Annotated in this window: 22 protein-coding genes, 4 tRNA genes and 1 pseudogene; 12 read left to right on the top strand and 15 right to left on the bottom strand. The window is 51.4% G+C overall.

Annotation, left to right across the window (positions count from 1 at the left end):
* Nucleotides 1-431: 431 nt before the first annotated feature.
* The 9 genes and pseudogenes from PGN_RS11660 to PGN_RS10920 form a co-directional block, all read right to left on the bottom strand.
* Nucleotides 432-551 carry a DUF1661 domain-containing protein gene (locus tag PGN_RS11660; RefSeq protein ID WP_173032063.1) on the bottom strand — a complete coding sequence of 40 codons (120 nt, stop codon included), beginning with the start codon at nt 549-551 and terminating at the stop codon, nt 432-434.
* Nucleotides 552-673: 122 nt separating this feature from the next.
* Complete coding sequence (locus PGN_RS12085) at nt 674-1330, bottom strand: hemophore-like protein HusA (protein WP_012458744.1); 657 nt, start codon at nt 1328-1330, stop codon at nt 674-676.
* Entirely contained in the window at nt 1327-3549 is a 2223-nt protein-coding gene (locus tag PGN_RS09930) for a TonB-dependent receptor (RefSeq protein WP_012458743.1), read from the bottom strand. Before PGN_RS09930 ends, PGN_RS12085 begins: the two co-directional genes overlap by 4 nt.
* A gap of 79 nt (nt 3550-3628) precedes the next feature.
* Nucleotides 3629-3925, bottom strand: coding sequence for a winged helix-turn-helix domain-containing protein (locus tag PGN_RS09925; RefSeq protein ID WP_005874754.1), 297 nt, complete (start codon nt 3923-3925; stop codon nt 3629-3631).
* Nucleotides 3918-4514, bottom strand: coding sequence for a hypothetical protein (locus PGN_RS09920; RefSeq protein WP_012458742.1), 597 nt, complete (start codon nt 4512-4514; stop codon nt 3918-3920). The genes PGN_RS09925 and PGN_RS09920 overlap by 8 nt, the downstream gene beginning before the upstream one ends.
* Nucleotides 4515-4655: 141 nt before the next feature.
* The gene (locus PGN_RS09915) at nt 4656-5666 is read right to left on the bottom strand and encodes a glycosyltransferase family 2 protein (RefSeq protein WP_039416830.1); all 1011 of its coding nucleotides are present in this window, start codon (nt 5664-5666) and stop codon (nt 4656-4658) included.
* The gene (locus tag PGN_RS09910) at nt 5663-6580 is read right to left on the bottom strand and encodes a lysophospholipid acyltransferase family protein (RefSeq protein WP_043876343.1); all 918 of its coding nucleotides are present in this window, start codon (nt 6578-6580) and stop codon (nt 5663-5665) included. Before PGN_RS09910 ends, PGN_RS09915 begins: the two co-directional genes overlap by 4 nt.
* The gene (gene mtaB / locus PGN_RS09905) at nt 6577-7911 is read right to left on the bottom strand and encodes a tRNA (N(6)-L-threonylcarbamoyladenosine(37)-C(2))-methylthiotransferase MtaB (RefSeq protein WP_012458739.1); all 1335 of its coding nucleotides are present in this window, start codon (nt 7909-7911) and stop codon (nt 6577-6579) included. The genes PGN_RS09910 and mtaB overlap by 4 nt, the downstream gene beginning before the upstream one ends.
* A gap of 233 nt (nt 7912-8144) precedes the next feature.
* A pseudogene (locus PGN_RS10920) lies at nt 8145-8422 on the bottom strand (hypothetical protein).
* A 262-nt stretch (nt 8423-8684) separates the two neighbouring features.
* Between PGN_RS10920 and PGN_RS09900 the strand changes: the two are divergent.
* Nucleotides 8685-8755: transfer RNA gene (locus PGN_RS09900), tRNA-Cys, on the top strand.
* A 191-nt stretch (nt 8756-8946) separates the two neighbouring features.
* Here PGN_RS09900 and PGN_RS09895 read toward each other — a convergent pair.
* From PGN_RS09895 to PGN_RS09880, 4 genes are all read right to left on the bottom strand, one after another.
* Complete coding sequence (locus tag PGN_RS09895) at nt 8947-10410, bottom strand: TrkH family potassium uptake protein (RefSeq protein WP_012458737.1); 1464 nt, start codon at nt 10408-10410, stop codon at nt 8947-8949.
* A gap of 26 nt (nt 10411-10436) precedes the next feature.
* On the bottom strand, nt 10437-11777 hold the full coding sequence (gene trkA / locus PGN_RS09890) for a Trk system potassium transporter TrkA (protein WP_012458736.1): 1341 nt from the start codon (nt 11775-11777) through the stop codon (nt 10437-10439).
* A 53-nt stretch (nt 11778-11830) separates the two neighbouring features.
* Complete coding sequence (gene dxs, locus PGN_RS09885; protein WP_012458735.1) at nt 11831-13735, bottom strand: 1-deoxy-D-xylulose-5-phosphate synthase; 1905 nt, start codon at nt 13733-13735, stop codon at nt 11831-11833.
* A 172-nt stretch (nt 13736-13907) separates the two neighbouring features.
* Complete coding sequence (locus PGN_RS09880) at nt 13908-15422, bottom strand: T9SS type A sorting domain-containing protein (RefSeq protein ID WP_230847031.1); 1515 nt, start codon at nt 15420-15422, stop codon at nt 13908-13910.
* A 290-nt stretch (nt 15423-15712) separates the two neighbouring features.
* Between PGN_RS09880 and PGN_RS09875 the strand changes: the two genes are divergently transcribed.
* The 3 genes from PGN_RS09875 to PGN_RS09865 all read left to right on the top strand — a co-directional run bounded on the left by PGN_RS09875 (nt 15713) and on the right by PGN_RS09865 (nt 18559).
* Nucleotides 15713-16798 carry a mannose-1-phosphate guanylyltransferase gene (locus PGN_RS09875; RefSeq protein WP_012458733.1) on the top strand — a complete coding sequence of 362 codons (1086 nt, stop codon included), beginning with the start codon at nt 15713-15715 and terminating at the stop codon, nt 16796-16798.
* Nucleotides 16799-16832: 34 nt separating this feature from the next.
* A complete protein-coding gene (locus tag PGN_RS09870) occupies nt 16833-18185 on the top strand; it encodes a DUF2851 family protein (protein ID WP_012458732.1) in 1353 nt (450 codons plus the stop codon).
* A gap of 191 nt (nt 18186-18376) precedes the next feature.
* Nucleotides 18377-18559, top strand: coding sequence for a (2Fe-2S)-binding protein (locus PGN_RS09865; RefSeq protein ID WP_004585614.1), 183 nt, complete (start codon nt 18377-18379; stop codon nt 18557-18559).
* A gap of 196 nt (nt 18560-18755) precedes the next feature.
* Here PGN_RS09865 and PGN_RS11655 read toward each other — a convergent pair whose 3' ends face one another.
* A complete protein-coding gene (locus tag PGN_RS11655; RefSeq protein WP_143739006.1) occupies nt 18756-18890 on the bottom strand; it encodes a DUF1661 domain-containing protein in 135 nt (44 codons plus the stop codon).
* Between PGN_RS11655 and PGN_RS12080 the strand changes: the two genes are divergently transcribed.
* From PGN_RS12080 to PGN_RS09830, 8 genes are all read left to right on the top strand, one after another.
* Complete coding sequence (locus PGN_RS12080) at nt 18862-18924, top strand: hypothetical protein (protein WP_230456045.1); 63 nt, start codon at nt 18862-18864, stop codon at nt 18922-18924. The genes PGN_RS11655 and PGN_RS12080 overlap by 29 nt on opposite strands.
* 185 nt (nt 18925-19109) lie before the next feature.
* Nucleotides 19110-19185: transfer RNA gene (locus PGN_RS09860), tRNA-Gly, on the top strand.
* 87 nt (nt 19186-19272) lie between these two features.
* Nucleotides 19273-19355, top strand: a tRNA-Leu gene (locus PGN_RS09855).
* Nucleotides 19356-19389: 34 nt separating this feature from the next.
* A tRNA-Leu gene (locus PGN_RS09850) sits at nt 19390-19473 on the top strand.
* Nucleotides 19474-19597: 124 nt separating this feature from the next.
* Nucleotides 19598-22459, top strand: a complete 2862-nt coding sequence (uvrA, locus tag PGN_RS09845) for an excinuclease ABC subunit UvrA (protein WP_012458731.1) — start codon at nt 19598-19600, stop codon at nt 22457-22459.
* A 23-nt stretch (nt 22460-22482) separates the two neighbouring features.
* Nucleotides 22483-22737, top strand: coding sequence for a GlsB/YeaQ/YmgE family stress response membrane protein (locus tag PGN_RS09840; RefSeq protein ID WP_004585612.1), 255 nt, complete (start codon nt 22483-22485; stop codon nt 22735-22737).
* A 249-nt stretch (nt 22738-22986) separates the two neighbouring features.
* The gene (locus PGN_RS09835; RefSeq protein WP_004585611.1) at nt 22987-24006 is read left to right on the top strand and encodes an NAD-dependent epimerase/dehydratase family protein; all 1020 of its coding nucleotides are present in this window, start codon (nt 22987-22989) and stop codon (nt 24004-24006) included.
* A 273-nt stretch (nt 24007-24279) separates the two neighbouring features.
* Complete coding sequence (locus PGN_RS09830) at nt 24280-25896, top strand: ABC-F family ATP-binding cassette domain-containing protein (protein ID WP_004585610.1); 1617 nt, start codon at nt 24280-24282, stop codon at nt 25894-25896.
* Between the two features lie 134 nt (nt 25897-26030).
* On the opposite strand, the gene PGN_RS09825 is transcribed toward PGN_RS09830, so the two are convergent.
* A complete protein-coding gene (locus PGN_RS09825; RefSeq protein WP_004585609.1) occupies nt 26031-26975 on the bottom strand; it encodes a 2-dehydropantoate 2-reductase in 945 nt (314 codons plus the stop codon).
* Nucleotides 26976-26985 lie beyond the last annotated feature (10 nt).

Below are 26985 nucleotides of genomic sequence, written 5' to 3'. Positions count from 1 at the left end.
CTAAAAAAATATCGTTTTGAGAGCAGTCGTTCATTGCTCCTTTGGGGATAGCAAAGGTTCAAACAAAAGAGTAAAAAAACAATCGACAAAAAGTGTAGTATAATTCAGATGAATCGTATCTATATTGTTTTCAGATGGTTATAACCTTGAGATATAAACAGCGAAGGAAACAACGCTATTCCACTGCATTCCAGACACTTATACGAAAGCCGACCAAGGCGCGACCGAGTTATCAACACCCAAGACAGAGACTCGATTCAGTTGTGTACAAAGAGGTTGCGAGGAAGGAGAGAAAAATTTTTCAACAGCATCTTTATTTACAATGAATCGAAATAAGGAAAATCTCCGGTGCTCCCTAAAATCAGGATGTATCCAATCAGGAGCAAAAATATCATAGTCTGAGTAATCCCAAAAGCACAAAATACAGCAGGCTATAAAAAGAAATGATCGTTCCGGCCGGGAAAGTTTTTTTCTGCAGTGACGTGTACTGAAAAAAGGTGGCGCGAGAATTTTTTTGTTTTGGTTCGGGAAGCAAAAATTTTACGCGCCACAACGAAAAAAATCTCGCGCCATTTTCTCAGAAAACACGTGCCACAATCGGAACGATTTCGGTTCGTGTTTTCGAGATCGCAGGTTATAGAGGTTCTCGATCAGGAGATTGATAGCCGCGAAGTCACTCTTGAGTTTCTGCCTTGCAAAGCATTAGGAGTTGGCGTGCTTGCTGCTCTCCCCAGTGCGGAGCATAGGCAGGCGACACTGTGGCCGCAGCATAGCAGGACACGCTCTTCTCGGCAAAAGGGAGGGCCTTGTCCTTGCCCCCTCCGAACTGCGCAGGGGTGTACAGCAGGCTTTGGGCCTGCAGGAAGTAGGCTCGCGGATTAGCAGGGTTGGCTTCAAGTGCGACAGCCAACTGTCGGCCGCTCTCCGCTCCATATGTCTGCCAGCGTTCTTGCGGATTGACCAAAAGGCGTGCCGAGGCGGCCATGCTACGCAGACAGGCTATTTCGGACAGATCTCCGCCGAGGGATTCCGCTTTGCTCAGCATGGATTCGGCTTCATCGCATAGCCGATCGGCCTCAGAGGGGTTGCCGAAGGCCGGGATTATCCGGCAGTAGGCGGTATAATAAGCAGCCATCCAGTCGGATCCTTCCACGGCTGCTATCCGGGAAAAGTCCGCAGCCAGTGTGGCATATTCCGTCGGTGGCACACTGTCCAGAGCAGCTACTTTTCGATTCATCACTTCGGCATAAGCCGTCCCTTGTGCGGATGTTGCACACAGCCCTGCAAAGCCTGCGACGAGGAGCAGGGCGATTCTTTTGAAAGTTTTCATCTTGATTTGATTTTTATATCGGTGTTCATGATTTCTTGTCGGCGGTCTATTCCGAAGTTGATGAACAGACCTACCATATAAAACTGTCGGTAAGGGGTAGAGATTCTAACCGATGGATATACGCCTCCGATGGGTTTGTCCCCGAAGCGATAGCCGTAGGTGGGATCCGAATTGAACAGATTGTGCACGCTGAAGACAAGTACACCGCCGGCTTTCTTGTACTTGAATGGGTAATTGTACGAGGCACTCATGCTGAAATTAGCCGGTAGCGATGCGTTCAAATAAGCCGGGGAGGCTATGTTGGGATCGTGGTAGGTCATGCCGGAACGCCAGGACATCGACACGTTGAATAGTGAGCTGATAGGAGCACACCAATACTTCAGCACGGTGGAAAGAGTGTGCTTGGCCACGAAATCCGGTCGTTCCTGATCGGGCGAAAAGAGATACTGCCTGCGAGCATCGGTATAGGAATAGGAGAACCAATGCTCGAAAGATCTGATCAGTCCGGATGCTTTCCAGAAGAAGTCCAGCCCCCGTGCATATCCCTTGCCGAGGTTGGAGGCTGTGCCATCGGGAGCCAACGTGGTCAGTCGGGAGTATTCTTTGTCATAGGCTTGGAAGCGTAGCACTTGTGTACGCGAGGGTCGCCATTCATAGGTCAGGTTGTACTGCTGCGAGTGTTCGCGCTTTTGCGGCACAATGCGATGGGAGAGGTAGTAGTCGCCGGGGGCGGCATAGCCTCCTGCATCCAAGGTGATCCGGCTCGAAGGAGAGAGCTTGTAAGTGGCTGACAAACGGGGTAGGACAATAGCCGACTCGGTAAGTCCGGAATATTCGGCGCGCAATCCGGCTGTAGCGGAGATCCGATTCGACAGAGGGAAGAGGGCTTCGGCATAGGCTGCCACAAGGTGTTCCCGCAGTGTGGGTAAGGCTGATGATTTATCCTCCCGAACAGAAGACTTGGCTTCGCTATATGTATAATCGGATCCGTAGGAGAGCCTCCAAGCCTTAATCCGAGAATCGAAGCGAAGGCGGATATTGGCATCGCGTTCTACGGTGCGGAAAGTGCTCTCTATGTCCGGCTCGATTTCAAGCTGGCGGTGCAGCCGGTTGTGGTCTTCGCTATAGCCGGCGGACAGGGTAGAGGTCGTTTTGCCTCCTTCGAAGTCATGCCTCCAAACAGCCATCCCGAATCCATAGGTGTTTCGTCCCGCATAGAGCATATATGCAGTTGCAGGAGAGGGTATGCGCAAAGCCGAAGAGGAAAGGTCGTGTACGAAGAGAAAAAGCCCCTTCACTTCATCTTGCGAAGTCGGGTTCCATATCGTCCGTGCATTGTAGGCATAGGAGCGGTTGGTACCGGGCAGTTTGTACTCCGGCTTGAGCAGCAGACGGATATAGGCGGCATCGCTCACTGAGGCATTTTGCTCTATATAGAAACGATTCGACCTGGAAAGATGCCCACCCCCACCGTTTACAAAAAGCGGGGATATTCCTATCCCGACGGACGAGGGAGACTTACCCGCCAATCGCAACCGGAGTAGTCCGCTCAGCGCACCGCCTTCCGTGGCCCCATAGCCTCCGGTGGAGAGCGAAAGGCCGCTGAACATTCCTGTCTCGAAACGTGAACGAGCAGGAGCGTCGAATCTGTTCTTGCCGAAAAAACGCTTCACTCTAATGCCTTCTATCGTCACGGCCGTTTCCCAAGAGGCTCCTCCGCGAACGAAAAAGCCCTCACGATCTCCCACATCCTGCAGGCCGGGTGTCTGACGCAGCGCCATCGAGAGATCTCCGTTACCACTTGGATTCGTGTAGACATCCATAGGATTGAGCACCGTCTTGTTCTGCTTGCCTCCTACCCCGAAAGCGGAGACACTGACGACGACTTCGGAGAGCTTGTAGTCATCGGTCTCGCGCAGGCGGATGCGGATGTTCTCCATCGGATCTCCCTTCCGAATGGTAAGCGTATCGGAGTGATAATTGATATGCGAAACCACGAGACGCATCGGGAAAGTGCTGCTCGTCGTAAAACGAAAGCGTCCAAGACTATCGGTAGCCATACCGTCGAAGCTATTGATCGGATAGACATTAGCCAAAACGATAGGCCGGTCTTTGGTGTCGGTGACAGTACCGGCTATCTGTCGCTGAGCAGCGAGAGACATAGGGATGCAAAGGATGAGGAGAAGCCTGATAAGGGTTCTCGATATTAAACGCTTCATTTACTTAAATGATTGGTTCTAAACGGGATTCACCATTGTCCGAATCCCTGATGTGGACATGCCTTTTTTGTTTTTTCGATTAGTGAGTAGAGTCTGTCGGCAGGTAGGACTTGAGTGCTTCGAAATGTGCGGAGAAGGCCTCACGGCCGGCATCGGTGGCTCTACAGGTGGTACGCGGGCGTTTACCGTTGTAGCCTTTTTCTATTTCGATGTAGCCGGCTGTGCTCAGTTTGTCCAGTTGTACACTGATGTTGCCCGAAGTAGCCCCCGTCACCTCCTTGAGGTAGAGGAAGTCGGCCTCCTCCACACTCATGAGGACGGACATGATGGCCAACCTCAATTCGGACATGAGCAGCGGGTCGAGAGGTCTAAGCATCGCGCAAAATTTTTCGTTCGAGGTAGCAGAGGTAATGTCCCGGCACGCAGTGCATCAGGAAGAAGGTAAGGCCGAAGATCAGCACCATCAGTTTTCCGTTCATAGGCACCACCAGAAGCATATAGCCTACAAGTATGCCGAATATGGAGCTGTATTTGAGCAACGTTACCTTGTGCGAGAATCCGGTGATGGCCGTAGCGATTCCTATGAGAATGAGTACAAGGGGAAGAATAGCCAACGGGAAGCGATAAGCCAGTATGCTCAATGCCGTAACATTCAGCCCGATGGTTATCCATGTCGTGTCTATAAATCGGTCTATCTGTGTACGTGCATGTGCTTCTTTCTGTCTCTTCCTATTACAAATAATGGTCAGGCTCCCTCCTACTATCGGGATCAGCATCCACAGATAATTGGCTCGATAACCGATATGGGGGTAAACGAAAAGGATCAGCAGACTCGTGGCAAAAGTGACGTATCCCCATATCAGGCTGGGGATGCCTGCTCCGCGGATCAGTCGTTTGCGTGTCTGTTCGAGCATCTTCTCGATCATCTGTACGCTCTCTTGGGGTGTAAGCTGTTTTTCTTCCATTTTTTTGCTATCCGTTAGTGGTTCGTATTCCGTTTGAAAATGTCTCCGCAAGGCATTTCTTACCGCTTCCGATGCAAATATAAATTAGTTTACAATATAAACCAAATATAAACGAAAGTATTTTACGAGAGAGGGAGAAGATTAAGGAAGGCGAGAGAATATTTTACGCCGGCGGATATAAAATTGGAAGACGATGGAATAAGGCTTCATCGGTGCAGGGATAGAGCCGAGGAGAAGATTCTTGGAACGGGAAGCGGAGAAGTCCGGTCGCATACGAAGGAAGTCGCGACGTGCACGAACAACAGCCTGCATATGGCGGAATTTGCCGGTGAGCAAGAAAACCATGGCGGAGAGGAAATCCAGTAGAGCGCGGATGCGCATGGTGGGCTTGAGGGCTGTTTCCGGCAAATTCTTGTACAGCATCAGCAGATTGTTTCGGAAGTTGAGATACACTTTGCGCGGATTTTTCATATCGAGGCTACCTCCCCCCAAATGGAAAACAGTAGAACTTGGTGCTACGGCTATACGCCAGCCACGGCTATGGAGTCGCCAACAGAGGTCTATTTCCTCCTGATGAGCAAAAAAACGGGGATCCAGTCCTCCTACCGCCATGTACACCTGTCTGCGGATGAAAAGGGCTGCACCGGAAGCCCAGAATACCTCTGCTATATCATCGTATTGGCCGGTATCAGTTTCTACCGTATCGAAGATACGTCCACGGCAGAACGGATAACCCCAACGATCTACATAGCCGCCGGCAGCACCGGCGTACTCGAACGCGTGCTTGTCTCGAAGAGCGCGGATTTTGGGTTGGACAGCGGCAACATCGCTTCGCTCTTGGAGCAATGCGAGCGGAGCATCCAGCCATCCTTCGGAGACTTCCACATCGCTATTGAGCAGTACCACGCAGTCGCATTCGGTCTGTGCGATAGCACGGTTGTAGCCTTCGGCAAAGCCGTAGTTCTCGGGGAAAAGGATCAGTTCCACCTGTGGATACTGGCAACGCAGAAATTCCACGGAGTCGTCCGTGGAGCCATTATCGGCTACGATAAGACGAGCCGATTGTCGCGGTGTATGTGCTATAAGAGAGGGGAGGAACTCCTCCAGCATCTTACGTCCGTTCCAGTTGAGAATGATGACTGCGGTTGTCATGGTTGTCGGGTATTATGCAATCGGGGACGTTTCCAGCGGCGGTGGCTCCAAAGCCATTGCGACGGATCGCGACGGATGGTGGCCTCCATCAGGCGGACATATTCTTCCGTAATGCTTCCTTCGGGGCTGTCATCCTGAGGATGGTGCAAGAGCTTGATGGTACCGGTGAAGACATCGTGCCCCGTTTTCTCCACATCCATGTAGACTACCGGCAGAGAGAACTTATGGCCGAGCTTCTCCGTCCCATTGAAGAAAGCCGTTTCTCTGCCGAAGAAGGTAGTCCAGTATGAGCCGGCATAGGCCGGACTTTGGTCGGCGATGAAGATGACCAGTGGAGTCTCTGTCGGAATAGGATTGCGAACGAGTCGGAGCAGTTCACGTGGCACGTCGTGCTTGGCTATACCACGCGAACCGAATCGCTCCCGTATGCGATGCATGAGCCGGTCGGAAGAAGTACTTTTCAACGGGCGAAAGATCTGATAGATCTGTAGGCCCAAATCTTTGATGATGGCCTGACTGCCGGAAAAGTACTCCCAGTTGCCGAAATGCCCCATCATCAGGAGAATGGCAGGGTGCCCTTCGGCTCGTAAGCGGATCAGGACATCGAGATTTTCGAATGAGATGTGGCGGCGGAGTTGCGTCTGTGAATAAGTCAGAAGCTTGAAGGAACTCAAGATTTGATACGTGAAATTATAGTAAAACCGTCGTTCGATCCGGCGTATTTCCTGTAAAGATTTCTCAGGGAAACAGCGAGTCAGATTGTCACGTACCACCTTTCTCCGATAGCGAACGACGGTATGCAGCAGCCCTGCCAGGATACGACTCTGCAACCGCACCATCCATAGCGGTAGCACTGCCTGCATATACGTCAGGCCTAACAGCAAATAATAGGAAAGGGAAAGTGTCGCTTTCATGGGAATATGGTATCGGCTGTCTGCATATATTCTCCGCTTGGATCGGTTTTGCCCAATACGATCTCTTCCACTTTACCAACCGAGTCTGGGGCATAGGGAGCCGCTACGCGGATGTAGTTCTCCGTAAAACCCTGCATCAGACCTTCATGGCAAACGTCCTCCCACAGCACCCGTCGGTGCGTACCCTCTTGGGAGCGATAGAACTCGCCAAGCCGAAGATCGGACAGATCCAGCAGCCTGCGGCTACGGCGTTGCTTCTCGCGAGCATCTACCTTATAAGGTATTTGCAGTGCCTGGGTGCCGGGACGCTCCGAATAGGAGAAAACGTGCAGGCGGCTGAAAGAAATCTTGTCCTGCAGGAAGCTGTAGCAATCCTCGAAGAATTCCGGTTTCTCACCTCTCGTTCCTACAATGACATCTATCCCGATGAAGGCGTGGGGCAATGCCCTGCGGATATGCTCCACTCGCTCCCGAAAGAGAGCCGTATCGTACCGACGGCGCATGAGCTTGAGCACATCGTCGGATCCGCTCTGAAGCGGCATATGGAAATGTGGAGCAATACGGTGTGCCGAGGCACAGAAGTCAATAAGTTCGTCGGAGAGGAGATTTGGTTCGATAGAACCGATTCGGTATCGCTCGATGCCTTCCACTTGGTCCAGAGCACGCAAGAGATCGAGGAATGTCTCCCCCGTACTGCGCCCGAAGTCACCTATATTGACTCCCGTAAGTACGATCTCCTTTCCTCCCTCTGCGGCTACGGCCTCAGCCTGTCGGACGAGAGACTCTATCGACCCGTTTCGGCTGCGTCCGCGAGCTTTGGGTATCGTGCAGTAAGAGCAGTGGTAGTCGCATCCGTCCTGCACTTTGAGGAAATGGCGTGTACGGTCGTCCGCCGAACAGCCGGGTTGAAATTTGCGAATATCCTTTGTGGGGGTCGTGAGAATAGTCTGCTCGGCAAAGCCCTGTATCGGTCTTTGGCTGAGAATACTTACGAGGTCGAGCTTCTCATCGGCTCCCAGTACGATGTCTACTCCGTCTATTCGAGCTATTTCCTCCGGTTTGAGCTGGGCATAGCAGCCGGTGACGATCATCAACGCACCGGGATGCTCTTTATGTAACTTGCGGATGGCATTGCGGCATTTCTTATCGGCCAGCTCCGTTACGGAGCATGTATTGATCACGCATATATCGGCCTTTTCGCCCTCTCGCACAGGGCGCACACCCTGCTCGGCGAGAGCTTTTCCGATGGTCGAAGTCTCTGCGAAATTCAGTTTGCAGCCAAGAGTCAGGAAAGCCGCTTTTTTGTTTTCAAAGATGAAAGCATCTGTCATACCGCGCAAATTTACTGCTTTTTGAGACTGTGGGACAGATATTTCAGGGCAACTCACAGGGCAATCGCATTTGAACTGTTAACTCACTTATAAACCTAACGATTGCTACGTTCGGTTATCATACAAGTACGAATTAATGGGACCTTTGCACAATAAGCAGGCACTTTTGTTTATTCTTCTTATTGTGTGTCAGGCAACTATTTGGTAGACGCCGGATTTCCACTAGTGGAAAGCTATCTTTCCACTAGTGGAAATCTACTTCTCTTTAATGAGTGCCCCTTTGAGACATCAAACGACATGACCGGCAACAGCACTTGTGCTTCTCCAACCATCGCCTTGCTACCCGTGTATGCACCTTGTGCGCCACGCTGTACCGTCTGATTCACATTGCGTCCATACGAGCCGATACCACCTCCGGCTCCAATAATCCATCCGGCTACCGCGTCGGCACACAGTAATAGCCAACAATACCTATTAGGAGAAACTCGCTCGAATGAAACCGCAAAACCAATTTAATGCGTCGGCCCCGGGGGCAGCCTGTCAGGGCGATCGCGTTTGAAAATTTTTAGTCTCTTTCCTCTATGATTTGAATCTCTGACATATGAATTCGCACTTGTTTGATAATTGAATGTAGCAATCATGAGCTTTAGAAGTACGTTAGTGGCTGAAATGCGATTGCCCTGATAGCTGGAATCTGCACACCTGATTAAAATTCAAAAAACATTGCTAATCTCAAATAAAAACCTTTTCTTTGCAGACGCAAACCTCAGCATGGTTCGTTGGCCGAGTGGTTAGGCAACGGTCTGCAAAACCGTCTACGGCGGTTCGAGTCCGCCACGAACCTCTTCACAAAAAGGTCTCTTAAGCTACAGAAGCTTGAGAGGCCTTTTTCTTTTCCTCTTTTTCTTTTTTCAGCTTGTCGTTCACTCAAGGAAAGGGTATTGCTCTCGTGAAACACGACAACAAAATAGTCGTTTATGCCCTACTCTATTCTATAGTCTATGGGGACACCCGATGTTCAGAGCGGAAAAGATTCTATCTGCGCCAGAAAGCAGGATGGAGAATGGAAATAACTGTGAAAACTTCCAGACGCCCGGTGAGCATCAGGAAAGAAAGGATCCACTTGGAGAAGTCGCCGGCCTGACTGAAGTCGCTGAAGTAGTCGCCGAATCCGGGACCGACGTTGCCCATGGCCGATACGGCCGAACCGACTGCGGCAACGAAGTCCATACCGTCAAGCGTGAGGAGGATGATGCTGCAGAAAATCAGCAGGAAATAGAGAAAAGCAAAGGCGAGTACCTGACTGACCAATTGTCCTGTGATGATAATCCCATTGATTCGTACAGGTACCATCAAATTGGGGTGGGTACGCTTCTTAAATTCGTTACGCAAGTTTTTCATCAGGACGACGAGGCGACTGATTTTGATTCCTCCCGTCGTCGATCCGGCACAGCCGCAGACAATCATCATCACGATAGCTATACTCCAGAAGAAAGGCCCCCACGAGAAGTAATCGGCCGTGGTATAGCCGGTGGTACTGATGATCGAATAGGTTTGAAAGAGAGCATGACGGAAATTTTCCTCCAAGCTCGGATATTCCCCCCGATACAAAAGCCATAGCGTAGTGATCAAAACGGCACAGAGGGTCAGGACGACAAAGGTGCGCATTTCCTCATCACGAATCAGTTTTCCCGGTTTTCCTACCAGCAGAAAGTACTGAAGCGTGATGCTGAGACTGCCGTAGAACATGAAAAACGAGGTGACATATTCGATGTATGAGGACTGAAACTCCGCGATACTGCCGTTGCGCGTGGAGTAGCCTCCCGTGGAAATACAAGTGAAAGCGTGGCAAATGGCATCGAACAGTCCCATCGGGCCCAACCACAAAAGCAGTATCAGCACAGCAGTTCCGAGAATATAGACACCGCAGAGCCGGCGTGCCACCTGACGGATACGCGGCAGAAAACGATCGTGGATGATGCCCGTAGTTTCCGCATTGTATATTTGCGAAACGGCACTCCCTGCACCGAGCATAGGGAGCAGCCCTACCGTAAAGACCACGATACCGACACCGCCCTGCCACTGCATAATGCTACGCCAGAAAAGAATGCCTCGGGGCAAAGACTCCACCTCGGGGAATATCGTGGCTCCTGTGGTCGTGAAGCCGGACATGGTCTCGAAGAAAGCATCCGTCACGGAGGGAGTATATCCGCCGAAGACAAAAGGAAGCATGCCGACAAGCGATAGGATCAGCCACGTCAGCGTGACAGTAAGCATCCCTTCGCGCCGACTTGCGTTGTTCATACGAGCACGGCGTCCCAGCAGGTAGAAACAGGAGCCTACTGCGGCCATCACTCCTATAGTGTAAACAAAAGGCAACAGATCGCTCCCCTTGTAGTAGACGGATATACCCAGACAAATCAACAGAAAGAGAATCTCGGACAGGCATAGAGAGCCTACCACCTTGAGAACGAATTTGAAATTGATGTGCTGCAACATATCGCCGTGCCGTCCGAAAAGAGAGGTTAGCCGAAGAAGTCTTTCAGAATATTCAGTGGTGTATTCAGACAGAATACCACTACATGGTCGTAGGGTTCGATCACCGTATCGCCATGGATCATTTGCGGGACACCGTTGCGCACCATGCCGCCGAAGGTAATCCCCTCCGGAATGTTCAGATCTTTCACCGGTCTTTTGGTGACGGGTGCTCCGCGATGAGCCACGAGTTCGGCCACATCGGCATTGGCCAGCGTCAGGCACTTCACCGTACTCGTATCTTCGCCAAGGAATATGCGGTAGATGGAGCCGGCAGCCAAAAGTTTTTTGTTGATGAGCGTGCCTATATCAAGGCGGTCAGCCAATGAAATGTAGTCTATATTCTCTTCCTTGGCGATGGTCTTGAATACACCGAAACGCTTGGCTCCCAAGCAGGCGAGGACATTCGTCTCCGAATTTTCCGTCAGAGCGATGAATACATCGGCCTGATCCAACCCGGCCTCTATGAGGATGTCCGAGTCGCGTCCGTCACCGTTGTACACCTGTACGTTGGTCGGAGCGATGGCACTGATCCGCATGCTTTTCTCCTTGTCCTTCTCGATGATCGCCACTTGTATGTTTCTCGGGATCATCTCTATGGAACGGATAGCTATGCGACTGCCTCCCATGATCACCACTTTGTGGACGGGCGGATTGTCTTTGCCTGCGAGCTTGCGAACTTCATCCAAGTGGTTTTGAGCCGTGGCGAAGAATACGATGTCTCCGTGCAGTACCTGTGTACCCCCCTTCGGGATGATCGTCTCAAGGTCACGCTTGATAGCGACGATGTGGAATATCTTATTTCCCGTCCGGGTCAGCTCATGAAGGTATTTGCCAACAATGTGCGCACCCTCACGCACCTTCACACCCACCAGAACCAAAGCCCCATCGAACAACTCCACGTATTGACGTGCCCACGGGTTTTTGATGGTCGATACTATCTCCCGTGCAGCCAGCAGCTCGGGGTAAATCATGGTATGGACTCCCATATCGCGGAAGTACTGTGCCATGTCGGGTTTGAGGAATTCGTTGTTGTTGATGCGTGCCAGCGTTTTTCCTGCTCCCAATCGTGAGGCAAGGGCACAGGCCAAAATGTTGTCCGCCTCCTCCGGCATCACGCTGATGAAAAGATCGGCATACTTCACATTGGCCTGCAGCAAGTCTGAAGGAGAAAGCGGATTGCCCACCTGAGGGAGCAGCTCGGAACGCATGGCGGCCAGTTCCAATCGTTTGGGATTGGGGTCGATCAGGACGATGTTCTGTTCCTCTTGCGAAAGCATTTTCGCCAAGTGTGTGCCCACCTCGCCGGCACCGGCTATGACAATATTCATCTTGCTACATTAAGGTTTTGTAAGATCCGTGCAGCATCCTTCGTTCCTTTTTCCTACGGATGCAGCAGAAGTTCTTCGGTCAAGTGCAACAAAGAGTCTGCATCCATGCCACAGTCTGCATACTGTTCGGGCACAGATCCCTGCCCGATAAAGCGATCGGGGACTCCCACCCGTCGGATGCGTGGGTGGTAGTCATGGTCTGCCATAAACTCCATGACGGCCGATCCGAAACCACCTTGGATGCAACCATCTTCGACGGAGATGATCGTATCGAACTTCTTTGCAATGCCATGGAGCATCTCCTCGTCAAGCGGTTTGAGGAATACCATATCGTAGTGGGCTGCAGATACACCTTTCTCAGCCAGCCGTTCCACCACTTTCTGTACCATATTGCCTATGGGGCCTATGGAGAGGAAGGCTATAGCTTCGCCCTCCGTCAGACAGCGTCCTCGCGCTATTTCGACCAGTCGCGGAGTGTTGCGCCAGTCGGTCAGCACCCCTTTGCCACGCGGGTAACGGATCACCATCGGGCCGTCATATCCCTTGTATGCGGTCAGCATCAGATTGCGCAGCTCGTGTTCGTTCAGCGGAGAAGCCACGACGATGTCCGGTACGCATCTGAGGAAAGCCATGTCGAACACCCCGTGGTGTGTGGCACCGTCCTCGCCTACCAGACCGGCACGATCGAGGCAAATCACCACGTGTGAACCAGACAGGGCTACATCATGAATCACCTGATCATATCCCCTCTGGATGAAAGAAGAGTATATATTGCAAAACGGGATCAACCCTTCCTTGGCCAAACCGGCCGAAAAAGTGACTGCATGCCCTTCGGCAATACCCACGTCATAGGCCCTATTCGGGTATTTCTTCATCAGGAAGGTCATGGAGCAACCTGTCGGCATAGCCGGGGTGACCCCGACGATACGCTCGTCTCTGTCCGCCAGCTCCACGAGTGTATGCCCGAACACATCCTGAAACTTGGGTGGCTCGGGCTTGTTCTCTCCTTTCTTACGTTCTCCCGATTTGATGTCGAATTCGCCCGGTGCATGCCAGATCGTAGCCTGCTTCTCGGCCGGAGAGTAGCCCTTACCTTTGATCGTTCGCAGATGCAGGATCTTAGGCCCGGCCATATCCTTGATCTGATTGAGTACTTCCACCAAGCGGAGCACATTATTGCCATCGACGGGGCCGAAATAGCGGATGCTGAATCCTTCGAATAAATTGCTCTCGCGTGCCAGTAGTGCCTTGAAGCTGTTGTTGAAGCGCAGGAGATTTTTTCTGTTCGTCTCGCTGATCAGATTGATTTTTCGCAAGCCCTTATAAAGGTCGTAGCGAATCGTATTATACGTCTTGCTGGTGAGGATGTCCACCATATAGCGGTTCAGTCCTCCGACATTCCTGTCGATGGACATGTTGTTGTCATTGAGGATGATCAGCAGATTGTTCGGGAAAGACGATGCATTGTTCAGCCCTTCAAAAGCCATACCTCCCGTCATGGAACCGTCTCCAATGACGGCTATGACCTTCCGTTTCTCATCCTTGGCAGCCGAAGCCACAGCCATTCCAAGTGCTGCGGAGATAGAGTTGGAAGCATGTCCGGCAGGGAATGTGTCGTATTCGCTTTCTTTAGGCGAGGGGAAACCGCTGATGCCCCCCCATTGGCGCAAATGGCGGAAGTCTTCGCGCCGGCCGGTCAGGATCTTATGGCTGTAAGCCTGATGTCCCACGTCCCAGACGATACGGTCGTAGGGCGTATCGAATACGTAGTGCAGCGCCACCGTAAAGTCCACTGCGCCCAAGCTGGAGCCGAGATGACCGGGCGTCACAGACAGCACTTCCAAAATATAGCGGCGGAGTTCGCGGCATACCTGTGGCAACTGTTCAGGTTTTAGTGCGCGAAGATCAGCCGGAGAATTTATATGATCGATTAGAGTCGTTGGACGGACTTCCATCATGCTACTTTTTCGTTTGTACAAAGGTAATCATATCGGATTATTATCAAGATCTCTACAGATTCCACCCTGCAGTGCAACACGAGGGCACAATCATTAAAAGAATCCTGCACAAACGACTTGCAGCAAACAAATCGCTCATGCAGGATGCAACTTTTTCCTATCGACCCCTCTCTTAGGGAACGATCACTTTGGCTGTGCTGTCACCGGCTCGTACAACGTATACACCGGATGCAACTGCAATGTCATGATCTGCAAGCACGGCAGCATTGTAAATCCGATGTCCTTGCATATCGTACACCTGAACAGATGTGCCCGCAGGAGCACCCGCAATGAATATCCGACCGGCAGTAGCCCAAATACGGATCTCATGGGACATGGGAGCGGCCAGAGAGGTTATTACCGGTTTGTTGTCTTTGAGGTACGGCCAACCGTTGTTTACGTCGTTTGCCTGAAGCCAGGGAGCAGGATTTTGATCTGCATTGAGCTTGGCAGCCATATCGGCAGTCTTCATTGCCGCTTCCGGCATACCTGCGATGGCAGGGATTTCGACGCCGTTTCCTATGCCGACCATACCCGGGTTTTGTTCGTTGTTGTAGAAGCAACCGTCGTATTTGCAGTTCATGGATTCATCTGCCGTCATACCGACAAAAGCACCGGGATTTTTTCCTCCCGTTACTTTGGCTGACACGTAGCAGTGCTTGGCAATGAAGTTGGCTGATACCTGACCGACAAACCCTCCGAGAACGGCTTGATCACCACTGTCAAGCGATACGACTTCCACATTGAGAGCATAGCAGTTGGAGAAAGTAGACTCGGTTCCGGGGAAGAAAGCAAAGTTTATGCCGACAAATCCACCGATCAACCCAACGTCTGCGATTATCTTGCTGTCCGTTACGAAGCAATTCTTTACTTCGCACAGATTGTATGCCTGGGAGATGAAAGCACCGCTTTGACTCTGGCTATAGACTTCCACACGAGTGGCAGAGCAATTTTCTATCTTGGATTCATCCAAAAGGCCTCCAACCAAAGAACCTGCACCACTGCCTCCGAAGCTCGTTTCGTATGGAGCGGAAACGATTCGACAGTCATAAGCATGGCAGTTGCTTACGAGTCCCTTGTTGTAAATGTTGCAAACGAGAGCACCTGCCGGGGCCGAACCTACGACCGTAGCATTGCGGATGATTGTATTGCGAATAATGGCCTCGTTGGTTTGTCCGAAGAATCCGATAAATCCCAAGACGGGATCGCTGATCATCACGCCCGTTATTGTATGGTTGCCTCCATCGAAAGTGCCGGAAAAGGGGTTGTCATTATCCTTGCCGATCACCTCATCGAAGCGATTAGCCGAGAAGTCCACGTCATTACCCAGCTTGATGGTCACACCCTTCATGGACTTTCCGCTGTTGACGAGCTTGGCCAAGCCTGCAAACTGCTCCGCAGTGGTGAGAGTGAATTCCGTGCCGTCTGCCGTGTACCAACTGACATCGGCATGGCTGCTCCATGTGGTTTGGGGCATGGCGGCACTCCATTCGTCAGCTATCTGCTGAGCTCCCCTGCCGAACGAACGATCGGAGGTGTGTGTCGACTGCAAAGGCGTCATCTGCGGTTGGCTGACAACCGAAGCCGGAATTGTGGCGACGCATAGAGATAGTACTACAATGCGGCCTAAAAGTCTGCTTCTTTTCATACTTGTATTGGTGATAATTATTGGTGATTTTAGAATGAGATTTTTCGATCGATCCTTGGCATTTGCGAAAAAAGCAAAGAGTTTGGGGAGAAGAAAAATATGCTTGCGAATAATTTTTCCGCCCGCTAATGTAGAGAAAAAACCACCAAGTCGGCGAAACGATGTGAGGAGGGAAAAAATCCTCCATTGGCCTATGAAATTATTTACGAACCACAAGTACGATTTTCTTGAGACATGACGTTATTATTTTGAGTAGTTTTGTCTAAGAACTTAAAAATAGAATAGCGACTATGGCTGTGAAAGACAATTATTGCGTCATTATGGGAGGGGGAATAGGAAGCCGCTTTTGGCCCTTCAGCCGTGAATCCCATCCCAAACAGTTCCTCGACTTCTTCGGTACCGGACGCTCCCTCCTGCAGATGACATATGACCGTTTCGCACGGTTTATCCCCCGGGAAAACATTCTGGTCGTTACCAATGAACTTTACGTGGACAAGGTACGCGAACAGCTCCCTGAGATCGAACCGGATCAAATCCTGCGCGAACCGACCCGTCGCAATACGGCACCCTGCATCGCATATGCCAGCTATCACATTTACGCGCGCAATCCCAAAGCCAACATAATCGTAGCTCCTTCGGATCATCTGATCCTGCGCGAAGACGAATTCGTGCGTGCTGCATCGGAAGCGTTGGAGTTCGTAGCCGATCACGAGCATCTCGTGACGCTCGGCATCCGTCCATCCCGTCCGGAGACGGGCTATGGATATATCCAAATGGCTGAAGAAAAGACCGGTGATTTTATCCGTGTGAAAACCTTTACGGAGAAGCCCAATGCCGAGATGGCAAGCATCTTCCTCGCCAGTGGAGAGTTCCTGTGGAATAGTGGAATGTTCGTATGGAACGTGGAGAGCATCCTTGCCGCATTCCGCAAGCATCTGCCGGAAGTAACCTCTTCCCTCGAAAATGGTTTGGCACACTTCAATACACCTGAAGAGCGGCGTTTCATCGATCAGGCTTTCCCCTACTGTCCGAGCATTTCCATCGACTTTGGCGTGATGGAGAAGGCGGACAATGTCTTGGTCATGCCCGTGGACTTCGGCTGGGCAGACCTCGGCACATGGGGATCTCTCTATGAGCTGGCACAGAAAGACGATGCCGGAAACGCATCGCTCAAGACGCGGACGCTCTTCTACGAGGCCGAACGTAACATCGTTACCACGGACAATCCGCAGAAGCTCGTTGTCATGCAGGGCATCAATGACTGCATCGTAGCCGAAAGCGGGAATGTCTTGCTCATCTGCAGAGCCGAGGAAGAACAGCGCATCAAGCACTTCGTGGCCGATGCCGCTCTGAAATACGATAAGGAATACAACTGATTGACAAAGGCAAAGAAGGAGCTTCGACAAGACTGTGGAGCATTTCTTACAATACGTATGGCAGCACCGCCTCTATAGCTCGTTAAGCTATGGGGCGGATGCTTTCTTTTTGGAGCCTGAGGTCATTGATCCGGGGATGCTCAATCGGGATAGTGGCCCCGATTTCTTCAACGCCAAAGTGAAAGTGGGCGATCTCCTCTGGGCCGGCAACGTAGAGATTCATTGCAGGGCTTCGGATTGGGTCCGTCACGGGCATCATCTCGATCCGGCTTATGACAATGTAATACTCCATGTGGTAGAGACGGATGACCTCCCGATACGGCACCGAATCAGCGGTGAACCTGTCCCCGTTTGCGTTATGCATGTAGACGAACGGCTTAGGGCAAACGCCGACTTTATGCTCCGGACATCCCTTTTGCCGGGTTGTAAGGACAGGCTCCATGAACTTGATAGTCTCGAAGTCCACGACTGGCTGGACACGCTCGTCGTAGAACGATTGGAGCGTAAGGCTGCCGAAGTGGATCGGCTCTATCTGTCTACGTCCATGGATTGGAATGCAACGGCCTATATCCTGTTAGCTCGTCATTTCGGATTCGGGCTGAACAACGATGCCCTCGAGCGGCTTGCTCGCAGCCTGCCCTTTGCCGTCATCGCCAAGCATCGGAGCAATCTCCTGCAAGTGGAAGCCCTCCTGCTCGGGCAGGCCGGTTTATTGGCCGACCCTGAGGATGAATATGCCGAGAAGTTGGCTTCGGAATACGCTTTTTTGAGACATAAGTTCGACCTGCAGCCTCTTGATTCCTCTCTCTTTCGTCTGCATCGCGCCCGTCCTGCCTCTTTCGTACATCGTCGATTGGGACAGTTGGCCGCCATTCTGCATCGCTGCGAGTTCCTGTTTTCTTCTTTTGTGGAGACTGTGTCCGCTAAAGAACTGGCACAGAAGCTCAGCGTGGAGGCATCATCTTACTGGGCTTCGCACTATCGCTTTGGGAAGCCCACCCCTGTTCCTTCCCGCAGTACGCTTGCCGCTATTTCGTCGGATGCCCTGCTGATCAATGTAGCAGCCCCACTTCGCTATGCTTGGTTGAGGGGGCAGAGCATGGAGGACTACCGCGAGCGGACAATAGACTTCCTGCGTGGCATCAAACCCGAAAACAACAAGCCGGTTCGTGCTTTCTCCCGGATCTGCCGACCTGCGGATGCTGCCGAAAGCCAAGCCCTCATTCAGCTCTATCGCGAATACTGCGAGCGACGCAAATGCTTCTTTTGTCGCTGGGGCTATCGCTTGCTGAGCTGCTGCAAGGGTAAGGGTACATCGGTTTCGGGAAGAAGTCCGAGGCCAAACACTTCGTCATTTACTACCGGTCCGTCAATAGGGAATATGTAAGGCGGCTTACTGTCTCACAAGAGGCCTCCCGCTTGATTTTATCGCTTTGTCATAGCGAATTGCATCGCATTGCAAATACGTTTTTATAGACGCTGTCTATTAGAGCATAGATGAAAAACTTGATTGTTTTTGTAATTTTGAAACGTTTTCAGAGCATGTAACTAACGACGATTTATCACAACACAAGAATTATGTCACAACAAGATGAAATTATCTGCCACTGCAACGAAATTACACGTGGAGAGATTGAAAAAGCAATTAGAGAAAAAGGATTGAAGACCGTGGATGAAGTAGGCGAAGCTACAGACGCAGGGACTGTATGTGGTTCATGCCAAGATGAAATCCAAGCTATTTTAGACGAAATCAACGGTTAATGTAGAGGTTTATCCCTCTCCTTTCTGATCTACGCCCGTCAGCTTCGGCCCCAAAGCCTGTAGCCGACGGGCGTTCCGTATTGAGAGAAGTCCTATACAGATCCGACATTTATGTTTTCGGACGGTATCCGATGAGTAGTTTTATCGGATATCCGGGGCTCTCCTCTTCTTCTTTTTGTACCCACATCAACTTTTTCTACGCGAGTTCTTGCACATCTACGGCTCGTGTTTTTCGGAAGAAGTGGCGCGAGATTTTTTTCGTTCTGGCGCGTAAAAATTTTACTTCTCGCGCCAAAAGCAAAATTTTCCCACGCCACGTTTTTCGAGACATGAATAAAGAAATTTTCCGAACGCAAACAATCTGAACGGACAGTTTGACGTGTACTGAAAAAGTCGTTGACACACGGAAAGGTTGTGAAGATCGATTTCCGGCTCTGCTCGATCTCCCTTTCCCACTAATCCGACAGATACTGATGCCCGCTTACCCCGAAAAAAGAGGGAGGAAAACGCTTGTACAACTAAAAAAAGATACTACCTTTGCATCGCAATCGCGGAAGTAGCTCAGTTGGTAGAGCATAACCTTGCCAAGGTTAGGGTCGCGGGTTCGAGTCCCGTCTTCCGCTCCAAGAGGCAGTAGGCATGCGGCCTATGGCGGTCTCCTCATCCTGAAAAAGGGTGTATCTTTCCAAGAAAGATCGGTCGATAACATAGACGCCCGGGTGGCGGAATTGGTAGACGCGCTCGTTTCAGGTGCGAGTGTTCAAAAGACGTGCAGGTTCGATTCCTGTCCCGGGCACCGACTATCGAGGAAAAGACAAACAATTTTTTTTGCGCGGGTGGTGGAATTGGTAGACACGCTACTTTGAGGGGGTAGTGCCGGTTACGGTGTGTGAGTTCAAATCTCATCTCGCGTACTTTTAATGAAGAGGATGTTCATTCGATTGGGCATCCTCTTTTTTTGTTTAAGGAAGGTGCCCAATGGCGTGAAACGGTATAAATAGATATCTTTAATCTTTGTATAATAAAAAAACAGGCAGAATGAAGCAGCAGGAAAGCGAGCATCCCACAAGTGGCGAAGCCATCATCATCATCAAAGGGGCACGCGTCAATAATCTGAAGAATATATCGCTGACTATACCGCGGGGCAAGCTGGTCGTGGTGACCGGACTGTCCGGTTCGGGCAAGAGTTCTTTGGCTTTCGATACGCTCTATGCGGAAGGCCAGAGACGTTACGTGGAAAGCCTGTCTGCCTATGCGCGTCAGTTTCTGGGAAGGATGCGCAAGCCGGAGTGCGACTTGATCGCCGGTGTGCCTCCTGCCATTGCCATCGAGCAACGCGTGGTAAGCCGCAATCCGAGGAGTACCGTAGCCACATCGACCGAGATATACGAATACCTGCGCCTGCTCTTTGCTCGCGTAGGCAGGACCATCTCTCCGAGAAGCGGAGAGGAGGTGAAAAAGCATACGGTGGCCGATCTGGTCGCTTACGTTGCCGATCGACCCATCGGCTCCAAACTGTATCTTCTGGTAGGGCTGCAAGCCCCTCAAGGACGTAGTCTGCGTGAGCACTTGCAGATCCAACAGCAGCAGGGCTATACGCGCATTTTCGTTGCCGGGGAGATGAAGCGGATCGAGGACATTTTATCCGCCGAAACTGATTTCTCCGATACGGCCTCCTGCTTCCTGCTTATCGATCGGCTGGTGATTGCAGAGGACAAGGCGGACTATGAGTCGCGTCTTGCGGATTCGGCCGAGACAGCTTTTTTCGAAGGAAACGGGGCGTGCCTGCTGCGCATCGAAAGCCCGGAAGGAACGGTGGAGGAACGGATGTTCAGCAATGTGTTCGAAGCCGATGGGCGTACCTTTCAGGAGCCGAGTCCGGAGATGTTCAGCTTCAACAATCCTATCGGGGCATGCCCTACTTGCGAAGGTTTCGGGAAGGTAATGGGGATCGATGAGGATCTGGTGGTACCGAACAAGTCCCTCTCTGTCTATGAAGAATGTGTAGCTTGCTGGATAGGGGCCAAGTCGCAGATGTGGAAGGACTATTTCATCCAAAAGAGTGTGCCACTGGGTTTTCCCGTACACAAGCCCTACAAAGAGCTATCCGATACCGAACGCGATATGCTGTGGCGTGGTGTACCCACGGGAGAACCGGATTACCCGAGTATCGGTATCGATGACTATTTCTCTATGCTGCAGAGGGATATGCACAAGATTCAGAACCGTGTCCGGCTGACGCATTTTCGTGGCAAAGCTACCTGCCCCGATTGTCGTGGGATGCGACTCAAGCCGGATGCTCTGTGCGTGAGAATAGGCGGACGGAATATATCGGAGCTGACGGCTCTGACTGTAGAGGAGACGTCGGCATTTTTCGAGGGGCTACAGCTATCGGAAGACGATCTACATATAAGCAGACGGCTGCTGGAGGAGATAGGCAAGCGGCTAAGCTTCCTGCTCGAAGTGGGGTTGGGGTATCTGACACTTGACCGCCTGTCCAATACGCTCTCGGGTGGAGAGAGCCAGCGCATCAGTCTGGCTACGCAGCTCGGCAGCAGCTTGGTGGGTTCGCTCTACGTGCTGGACGAGCCGAGTATCGGTCTGCATCAGCGAGATACGCATCGGCTTATCGGTGTTCTGAAGCGACTGCGCGATCTGGGCAATACCGTTGTAGTCGTCGAGCATGACGAGGAGACAATCCGGTCAGCTGATTATATCATCGACATAGGGCCGAAGGCCGGCCGCCAAGGCGGCGAAGTGGTCTATGCCGGCGAGTATGACCGCATAGACAAGGATACTCCGGGCTATACGGCGGCTTATCTGACGGGACGAGAGAAGATCGAACTGCCACGCCTGCGTCGTCCATGGAACTCATATATCGAAGTTCGGGAAGCCTCGAAGCACAATCTGAAAGGGGTGAATGTCCGATTCCCGCTGCACGTGCTCACGGTGGTGACCGGTGTGAGCGGATCGGGAAAGAGTACCTTGGTGCGCGATCTTTTCTACGAAGGAGTAAAAAGGATTCTCGAAGGAGGTAGCACACAAGGGTTAGCCTGCGAGGGCATTGTCGGGGACATCAAGTCTGTCCGAGACATTCAGTACGTGGATCAGAACAATTTCGGTCGCAGCACCCGCTCCAACCCGGTCACGTACATAGGTGCTTACGATGATATTCGCAAGCTCTACAGTGCATTGCCACTGTCCAAACAGATGGGATACCAGCCCTATTTCTTCAGTTTCAATAAGGAAGGAGGCCGCTGCGAGGTCTGCAAAGGAGAGGGCAGTATCGTGGTGGAGATGCAGTTCATGGCCGATATAGTATTGGAGTGTGAAGAGTGTCATGGCAAACGTTTCCGCAAGGAGATTCTCGATGTGGAGTACTGCGGCGCGAATATTTACGACTTGCTGGAGATGACGGTCAATCAGGCCGTTGAATTTTTCACCGATCATCCGAAAGCCGGCTACACGGACAAGATCGTGGAGAAGCTCGAATGTCTTCGAGAGGTCGGACTCGGGTATCTCAAACTGGGACAGAGTAGCAGTACACTCTCCGGTGGCGAAAACCAACGCGTCAAGCTGGCTGCATATCTGGGACAAGCCAAACCCGCACCCACGCTTTTTATCTTCGACGAACCGACTACGGGCTTACATATCCATGATATTCGTACCTTGCTGCACGCACTGAGTGCTCTTATCGACAAAGGGCATTCGGTAGTGGTGGTAGAGCACAATATGGAGATGATCAAGAGTGCCGACTGTATCATCGACTTAGGCCCTGAGGGTGGAGGTGCCGGTGGTTATTTGGTCGCAACAGGTACGCCCGAAGAGGTGATGCGATGCGATACCTCCTATACGGGAAAGTGGTTGAAAGAGATATTGGGAAACGAACAAAGAGGTTGAACATATAATTATAATAGTATAGTATGGTTGGATCGGTATTGGGTTCGATTGTAATCGGTGCTTTGGCCGGTTATATAGCCGGCAAATTGCGGCGAGGGAAGTCATTGGGCTTGTTGCTCAATATTCTCATCGGTTTGGTGGGTGGAGTCTTGGGCGGATACCTGCTGAATTTGATAGGCATATATAATGGTGGATCTTTCTTGGCGAGGCTTGCTACGTCTACGCTGGGGGCCATCGTTCTACTGCTGCTGGCTGACCTCCTAAGCAAAAAGCGTTGAGATTGGTCAGCTATCTGTTTGGCAATTGGGTGCCATACTGCTGCTGGCTATAGCAGACTTCTTCGGCGGTAAACGCTAAGGGGATTGTGCCCACACTTGCAAGTACAATCTCGAAAAGGACTGCGTACGGCAATCCTGTAAGGAGTGCTTTTGCCTCTGTTCGGCTGTTCCTGCTTGGCAACTAATGCCTAATTCCTTATATTTGAGGGCACAATAAATAATAATCCCTTACAGACGAAAAAAATAGTTATGGCTAACAAGATAAAAGTTCTTCTGACAGGAGCCGGCAGCACGCTGGGAAGAGAGATTTTGGCTCAACTCCTTACGATGCGCAAAGTCTTCGAGATTTCCGTTTTGGATATCAAGCGTGGGCATACGATGGCTTTCTTCGAAAAGTATAAGAAGGAGATTCATATTTTCTACGGGGACTGTTCCATACAGGATAATACCGTCGAGGCCTGTAAGGGACAGGATTTTGTGATTCATTGCCAGAGCCTTGAGAAAGCTAATGCGGATAAGCGTCTTCGACTGGCAGAGGACGTCAACACGATGGGTACGCGCTACATCATCGAGAATCTGGAACGCTTCTCCCCGGGCGCCTACCTGCTCTACATTTCCACGGTAGGGGTATATGGCGACAGACTGAAAGCTCCTATGATCAGTGCGGACAATATGACCTGCCCCTCCATGGGCGACTACGATGCTCTGACCAAGTTGCAGGCCGAAAAGCTGGTACAGGAATCCAGCCTCGAATGGACGATCTACCGCCCGGGTATTATCCTCGGGCACGATTCGTCCTTGCTGAACAGCTCTGTATTCTGTATGCCATTGGCCACACGCTTCGAGACCGTCCATATCCGTGATCTTGCCTCTGCCTGCGTGAAGGCATACGATCACAAAGCTTCTCTTTGGGGGCGGACATACAATGTTGGAGGGGGCGAGGCTTGTCGCATCGTTTACTCCGACTATATCCGCCGCCTGTTCAAGTTGCTCGGTCTCGGCTACCCGGAGTTTCCGGACAGGGCGTTTGCCACACGCAATCGCTTTGGAGGATACTTTGCCGATGGGGATGCATTGGAAGCCATCCTGCACTTCCGTCGCCATACGATAGAAGACTACTTCAAGGAGTTGGCAGCCCAACAGCCCATTCTGAAAAAGTTGGCCAATAAGATATTCGTCGGTGTACAGCGCAAGAGTCTGGAGGGGAAAAGTGCTCCGCTTCGGGCGATTAAAGAGAACGACAGAGCCAAAAAGAAGTACTACTTCTGACATCTGCACCATCTCCCCGAGATTATCAGCGAAAGCGGTGTGCCAAGATTGCTTGCTCAGTAGCGATCTCGTCACATCGCTTTCTGTTTTTTAATAGAACGTCGCCCCTAAACCTCCGTGCGCTCGTTATTCTTTACAGCCGTACTTTCGGAGACGGGGGTTAGTCTCTTTATTTTCAGTAATTTTGTCACTCGAAAAATATAATCAGGAGGGAAACAACTACTCCGCACCCTCTCGTTCGGAGATTCCCCGATACGAATCAAGCATATAATAATGATTACAGTCAATGACCTGAGTGTCCAATTCGGCAAGCGAATACTTTTCCAAGACGTAAACCTCACTTTCACTCCCGGCAACTGCTATGGTATCATCGGTGCCAACGGTGCAGGCAAATCCACCATGCTGCGCGTGATCAGCAAGCAGCTTGATCCTACACGCGGGACGGTAACCTTAGGCCCGGGTGAGCGCCTTTCGGTGCTGAGCCAGGATCACTTTGCTTTCGATGAGAATACAGTGATGGATACCGTGCTGATGGGGCACTCCGTCCTCTGGGCTATCATGGAGGAGAAGAATGCGCTCTACGCCAAACCGGACTTCAGCGACGAAGACGGTACACGGGTAGCAGAGCTGGAGGACAAATTCGCCGAAATGGAAGGCTGGAATGCCGAGAGCGATGCAGCCATGTTGCTGAGCGGACTTGGCATCAAAGAGGATCTGCACTATATGCTGATGAAGGATCTGAGCGGAAAGCAAAAGGTGCGTGTGTTACTGGCGCGCGCCCTATACGGTAAGCCCGACAACCTCTTGCTCGACGAGCCAACGAACGACCTCGACCTCGAGACCGTTTCATGGTTGGAAAACTATCTGAGCAACTTCGAAAACACCGTGCTCGTCGTAAGCCACGACCGCCACTTCCTCGATTCGGTCTGTACCCATACGGTGGACATCGACTTCGGCAAGGTACAACAGTTCAGCGGCAACTACAGCTTCTGGTACGAATCCAGCCAGCTCGCTCTGCGCCAGCAACAGCAGCAGAACAAGAAGGCCGAAGAGAAGCGGAAGGAGTTGGAAGAGTTTATCCGCCGCTTCAGTGCGAACGTAGCTAAGAGTAAGCAAACGACGAGTCGCAAGAAGATGCTTGAGAAGCTCAATATCGAAGAGATTACTCCCTCTTCCCGTCGCTATCCGGGTATTCTCTTTACACCCGGTCGCGAACCCGGCAATAAGATTCTGGAAGTAAAGGGGCTGACCAAGAGTATCGAAGGGCAACTTCTTTTCCGTGATCTGAACTTCAATGTCGAAAAGGACGACAAGATTGTCTTTATCAGCCGAGATCCTCGTGCGATGACCGCCCTATTCAGTATTATCAACGGAGAGATGACACCCGATGAAGGTACATACGAATGGGGGCAAACCATTACCACGGCTTATCTGCCACTGGACAATTCGGGCTATTTCAATACAGATCTGAATCTCGTGGAGTGGTTGTCTCAGTTTGCCAAGGATACGAACGAAGTTTTTCTCAAAGGTTTCCTCGGCCGTATGCTGTTCAGCGGAGAGGAGATTCTCAAAAAGGCATCCGTCCTCTCCGGAGGGGAGAAGATGCGTTGTATGATCTCTAAGATGATGATGCTGGATGCCAATACACTCGTTTTGGACACGCCGACCAACCACCTCGACCTCGAGTCCATTCAGGCATTCAACAATACACTCAAGACTTATCGTGGCAATGTCCTCTTCGCCAGTCATGACCATGAGTTTATCCAAACAGTGGCCAACCGTATCATCGAACTGACACCGAATGGGATCATAGACAAGATCATGGACTACGATGACTACATCACCGACCCGATCGTAGCAGAGATGCGCCAAAAGCTTTACGGCCAATAAGCGTCTTTTCGGCCGCAACGAGACGTATAAGCAAACGAGAGGGAAGATAAACCCGAGAAGCATAATGGCTGCAACAGCCTGCTTTGCTTCGGGTTTGTCTCCCCTCTCGCTTTATCTATCGCTGTTTCTCCGGATCAGTTTGCGGTCCGGCTTACCAACTCCCTGTACATCCGCTTATACATCGGCAGATCCACACGAAGAGCCTCGGCCTCACGCACGACATAGCCGGTCAGCGTCTCCACTTCCGTGGATCCGCCCCGCAAGAAATCGCTGTGCATAGAAGAAGTACTTTCGGGAGGCATCTTTCGCTGTTTGTCCAGTAGCTGTTGGACTACATCATCGGGGACTTGCCCGTATTTGGCGCGGAAAAGCTCGGCGACCTCTTCCAATAAAGACAGCAGCTCGGGTTCGTGTTCGGTTAAAATCGAGCCGATGGGTTTGTCGAAGTAGGCCGTAGCGGTAGCCGTTACGGAGATCATCATGAATTTCTTCATAATGTACCAATCGATATCGGTCGGATTATATGCACGAATACCCGCAGCAGTAAGCAGTTCGGCAAGGCGCACCTCATCATCCGTCTGCTCGGGAAGTCCCGAACCGAAATAGAAAAGTTCGCGATCAGCCTCCAGCGTGATTAAGCCGGGGGCACTCTTGCGAGCAGAAATATAGACACATCCTTTCCATACGACCGTATCGGGCAGATAGGTACGCATGCGTTCCGCTATGTCTGCACCGTTGAGCAAGGGCAGGATCTTCGTGTTCTGCCCGATCATCGGACGAATTTCTGCTACTCCCCTCTCCATGTCATAGTCCTTGGTACAAAAGAGGATATAATCGACTGTGCCGACTTCGGCAGGATTATCCGTGACACAGGTAGGACGAGCAAGGAAATCTCGTGAGGGAGTGACCACTCGTAGACCTCCTGCCGCGCGGATGGCTTCCAAATGTGCTCCGCGCGCTATCCAAGAAACTTCGAGGAGGCCGTCCGTCGCAGCTGCGCGGAGAGCAAGCATGGCTCCGTAGTAGCCACCTACTCCACCGAGTCCGAATACGGCGATTTTGATTGGTTGTTGGTTCATTTGCTTCTTT

The organism is Porphyromonas gingivalis ATCC 33277, from assembly GCF_000010505.1.
In the GTDB taxonomy this organism is placed as follows: Bacteria; Bacteroidota; Bacteroidia; order Bacteroidales; family Porphyromonadaceae; genus Porphyromonas; species Porphyromonas gingivalis.
The sequence above is the reverse complement of the archived record's forward strand: the minus strand, read 5'-3'. Positions and strand labels throughout refer to the sequence as shown.

Bases quoted from the DNA above. Each gene is read 5' to 3' on its own strand.
- PGN_RS12085 (WP_012458744.1), bottom strand. From the start codon at position 1,330: ATGAAAACTTTCAAAAGAATCGCCCTGCTCCTCGTCGCAGGCTTTGCA.
- PGN_RS09930 (WP_012458743.1), bottom strand. From the start codon at position 3,549: ATGAAGCGTTTAATATCGAGAACCCTTATCAGGCTTCTCCTCATCCTT.
- PGN_RS09925 (WP_005874754.1), bottom strand. From the start codon at position 3,925: ATGCTTAGACCTCTCGACCCGCTGCTCATGTCCGAATTGAGGTTGGCC.
- PGN_RS09920 (WP_012458742.1), bottom strand. From the start codon at position 4,514: ATGGAAGAAAAACAGCTTACACCCCAAGAGAGCGTACAGATGATCGAG.
- PGN_RS09915 (WP_039416830.1), bottom strand. From the start codon at position 5,666: ATGACAACCGCAGTCATCATTCTCAACTGGAACGGACGTAAGATGCTG.
- PGN_RS09910 (WP_043876343.1), bottom strand. From the start codon at position 6,580: ATGAAAGCGACACTTTCCCTTTCCTATTATTTGCTGTTAGGCCTGACG.
- mtaB (WP_012458739.1), bottom strand. From the start codon at position 7,911: ATGACAGATGCTTTCATCTTTGAAAACAAAAAAGCGGCTTTCCTGACT.
- PGN_RS09895 (WP_012458737.1), bottom strand. From the start codon at position 10,410: ATGTTGCAGCACATCAATTTCAAATTCGTTCTCAAGGTGGTAGGCTCT.
- trkA (WP_012458736.1), bottom strand. From the start codon at position 11,777: ATGAATATTGTCATAGCCGGTGCCGGCGAGGTGGGCACACACTTGGCG.
- dxs (WP_012458735.1), bottom strand. From the start codon at position 13,735: ATGATGGAAGTCCGTCCAACGACTCTAATCGATCATATAAATTCTCCG.
- PGN_RS09880 (WP_230847031.1), bottom strand. From the start codon at position 15,422: ATGAAAAGAAGCAGACTTTTAGGCCGCATTGTAGTACTATCTCTATGC.
- PGN_RS09875 (WP_012458733.1), top strand. From the start codon at position 15,713: ATGGCTGTGAAAGACAATTATTGCGTCATTATGGGAGGGGGAATAGGA.
- PGN_RS09865 (WP_004585614.1), top strand. From the start codon at position 18,377: ATGTCACAACAAGATGAAATTATCTGCCACTGCAACGAAATTACACGT.
- PGN_RS11655 (WP_143739006.1), bottom strand. From the start codon at position 18,890: ATGTCTCGAAAAACGTGGCGTGGGAAAATTTTGCTTTTGGCGCGAGAA.
- uvrA (WP_012458731.1), top strand. From the start codon at position 19,598: ATGAAGCAGCAGGAAAGCGAGCATCCCACAAGTGGCGAAGCCATCATC.
- PGN_RS09840 (WP_004585612.1), top strand. From the start codon at position 22,483: ATGGTTGGATCGGTATTGGGTTCGATTGTAATCGGTGCTTTGGCCGGT.
- PGN_RS09835 (WP_004585611.1), top strand. From the start codon at position 22,987: ATGGCTAACAAGATAAAAGTTCTTCTGACAGGAGCCGGCAGCACGCTG.
- PGN_RS09830 (WP_004585610.1), top strand. From the start codon at position 24,280: ATGATTACAGTCAATGACCTGAGTGTCCAATTCGGCAAGCGAATACTT.
- PGN_RS09825 (WP_004585609.1), bottom strand. From the start codon at position 26,975: ATGAACCAACAACCAATCAAAATCGCCGTATTCGGACTCGGTGGAGTA.